The following is a 2,630-nucleotide window of genomic DNA, read 5'->3' on the forward strand; positions in this document are numbered from 1 at the left end:
CGTCGACCTCCGCGTCGCTCGCGCAGACCACGTCCGGGCCGGGGCGCCCGGTGGCCGGGTCGGTCGTGGGCAGCACCCGCGCGCCGGTCGAGACGGCCTCGGCGCCGTCCAGCCAGAGGGAGGGGAGGCGGTCGGCGGAGGGGGTCGCGCGGGGAGCGGGAGCAGTCGTCGTCACCGGGCCGTTCTACCTCACGCGGCGCCGCGCAGCGCACGGCCGCCCTGCTCAGCCGGGTGATCCGAGCGGCCCCGACGGGCCGCTGTCGGCGCCGTCAGATACAAAGCAGGTATGAAGGTGCTCGGGATCAACGCCGTCTTCCACGACTCCTCGGCGGCCCTCGTCGTCGACGGGAAGGTCGTCGCGGCGGCGGAGGAGGAGCGGTTCAGCCGCCGCAAGCACGGCAAGCGGCCGGTGCCGTTCTCCGCCTGGGAGCTGCCCGAGCTGGCCATGCGCTGGTGCCTGGAGGAGGCGGGGCTGACCCCGGCCGACCTCGACGCCGTCGCCTACGCCTTCGACCCCGCGATGACGCGCCCGGCCGAGGAGATGGGCCTGTCCGACCCGTGGGACCACCTGCGGGTGATGTACGCCGAGAAGGCCCCCGGCTTCATCGCCACGGCCCTGCCGGGCCTCGACCGCTCCAAGGTCGTCCACGTGCCCCACCACGTCGCCCACGCGGCGTCCTCGGGCCTGGCCGGCCCCTCGGCCACCGGCAGCGTCCTCGTGCTCGACGGCCGCGGCGAGCGCGGCTCGCACCTGTCCGGGCGCTACGTCGACGGCAAGCTCGAGGTGCTGGCCACCACCGAGCTCCCCCACTCGATGGGCCTGCTCTACGAGTCGCTCACCGACCACCTGGGCTTCCTGCGCTCCTCCGACGAGTTCAAGGTGATGGCGCTGGCCTCCTACGGCACGCCGCGCCACCTGCCCGAGCTGCGCGAGCACGTGCACGCCACCGGCGAGGGCGGCTTCGTCGCGCCCGACCTCGACTGGAGCCGCTGGGCGCCGCGCCGCTCCCCCGACGCCACCGACTGGGCGCCCGAGCACGCCGACCTCGCCGCCTCGGTGCAGGCGCTGACCGAGGAGGTCCTCGTCGACCTCGCCACCTGGCTGCACGAGCAGACCGGCGACCGGCTGCTGACGATGGCCGGCGGCACGGCGCTGAACTGCGTGGCGAACACGAAGATCTGGCGGAACAGCCCGTTCGAGGAGGTCTGGGTCCAGCCCGCCGCGGGCGACTCCGGCACCGCCCTGGGCGCGGCGCTGCAGATCAGCGCCGAGCACGGCGAGGTCCCCTCGCCGATGGGGACGGCCGCGCTGGGCCGCTCGTGGAGCGACGACGAGCTCGCCGACTGGCTGCGCCGCGCCAAGGTCGACTTCACCACCCCGGCCGACCTGTCCGGCGAGGTCGCCGACATCCTCGCGGCCGACGGCGTCATCGCCTGGTTCACCGGCCGCGCCGAGTTCGGCCCGCGAGCGCTCGGCTACCGCTCGCTGCTGGCCCACCCCGGCCACGAGAGCAACGTCGAGCGGATGAACGACGTCAAGGGCCGCGAGCAGTTCCGCCCGGTGGCCCCGATGGTGCTCACCGAGCGCGCGCAGGAGATCTTCACCGACGGGCCGTTCCCCAGCCCCTACATGCTCTTCGTCCACGACGTGCGCCCGGAGTGGCGCGAGCGGATCCCCGCCGTCGTGCACGTCGACGGCACCGCCCGGATCCAGACGGTCGACGACTCCACGAACCCGGCCGTCGCCGCGCTGATCCGCGCCTTCGCCGAGCGCACGGGCCTGCCCGTGCTCGTCAACACGAGCCTCAACACGGCCGGGCGCCCGATGGTCGACGACCCCCGCGACGCCCTGGAGCTCTTCGGCTCCGCCCCGGTGGACGCGCTGGTGCTCGGGCCGCACCTGGTGCGGCGCGGTCAGCTGTTCGCCGGGTCCGGGGCCGGCGCGTGACGGCGGCCGAGCCCGGCTCGTACGCGGTCGTCGTCCCCAGCGTCGGGCGGCCCAGCCTCCAGCGCCTGCTCGACACCCTCGCCGCCCAGACCGGCCCCGCGCCGGTCGAGGTCGTCGTCGCCGACGACCGGCCCGACCCCGCCGCCCCGCCGCTGGAGCTGCGGGGGGCGCTGTCCTGGTCGCCGCGGGTGGTGCGCTCGTTCGGCCGCGGCCCGGCGGCCGCCCGCAACCTCGGCTGGCAGGTGACGAGCGCGCCGTGGGTGGCCTTCCTCGACGACGACGTGGAGCTCCCCGCGGGCTGGGCCGACGCCCTGGCCGCCGACCTCGCCGCCTGCGACGAGCGCACCGGCGCCACCCAGGGGCGCCTGCACGTGCCGCTGCCGGCGGACCGGCGGCCCACCGACTGGGAGCGCGGCACCGCGGGCCTGGAGACCGCGGCGTGGGCGACCGCCGACATGGCCTACCGCCGCGCGGCGCTCGAGGCCGTCGCGGGGTTCGACGAGCGCTTCCCCCGCGCCTACCGCGAGGACGCCGACCTGGCGCTGCGCGTGCGCCGGGCCGGCTGGTCGCTGGTGCGCGGCGAGCGCACCACGACGCACCCGGTCCGCCCCGCCGACGACTGGGTGAGCCTGCGCGTGCAGCGCGGCAACGCCGACGACGTGCTCATGGCCCGCCTGCACGG

Annotated in this window: 2 protein-coding genes; both read left to right on the forward strand. The window is 76.2% G+C overall.

The features are described from left to right. The first annotated feature begins 286 nt into the window (after positions 1-286). Positions 287-1,948, forward strand: a complete 1,662-nt coding sequence (locus AC5FZL_RS16370) for a carbamoyltransferase family protein (protein ID WP_493619939.1) — start codon at positions 287-289, stop codon at positions 1,946-1,948. Further along, positions 1,945-2,630: glycosyltransferase family 2 protein (locus AC5FZL_RS16375; protein ID WP_493619940.1), on the forward strand; the 686-nt coding region annotated here is incomplete at its 3' end. The genes AC5FZL_RS16370 and AC5FZL_RS16375, both read left to right, overlap by 4 nt.

It is taken from the genome of Quadrisphaera sp. DVD1 (genome assembly GCF_058932755.1).

Coding starts and splice junctions, on each gene's coding strand:
- AC5FZL_RS16370 (WP_493619939.1), top strand. CDS start 287: ATGAAGGTGCTCGGGATCAACGCCGTCTTCCACGACTCCTCGGCGGCC.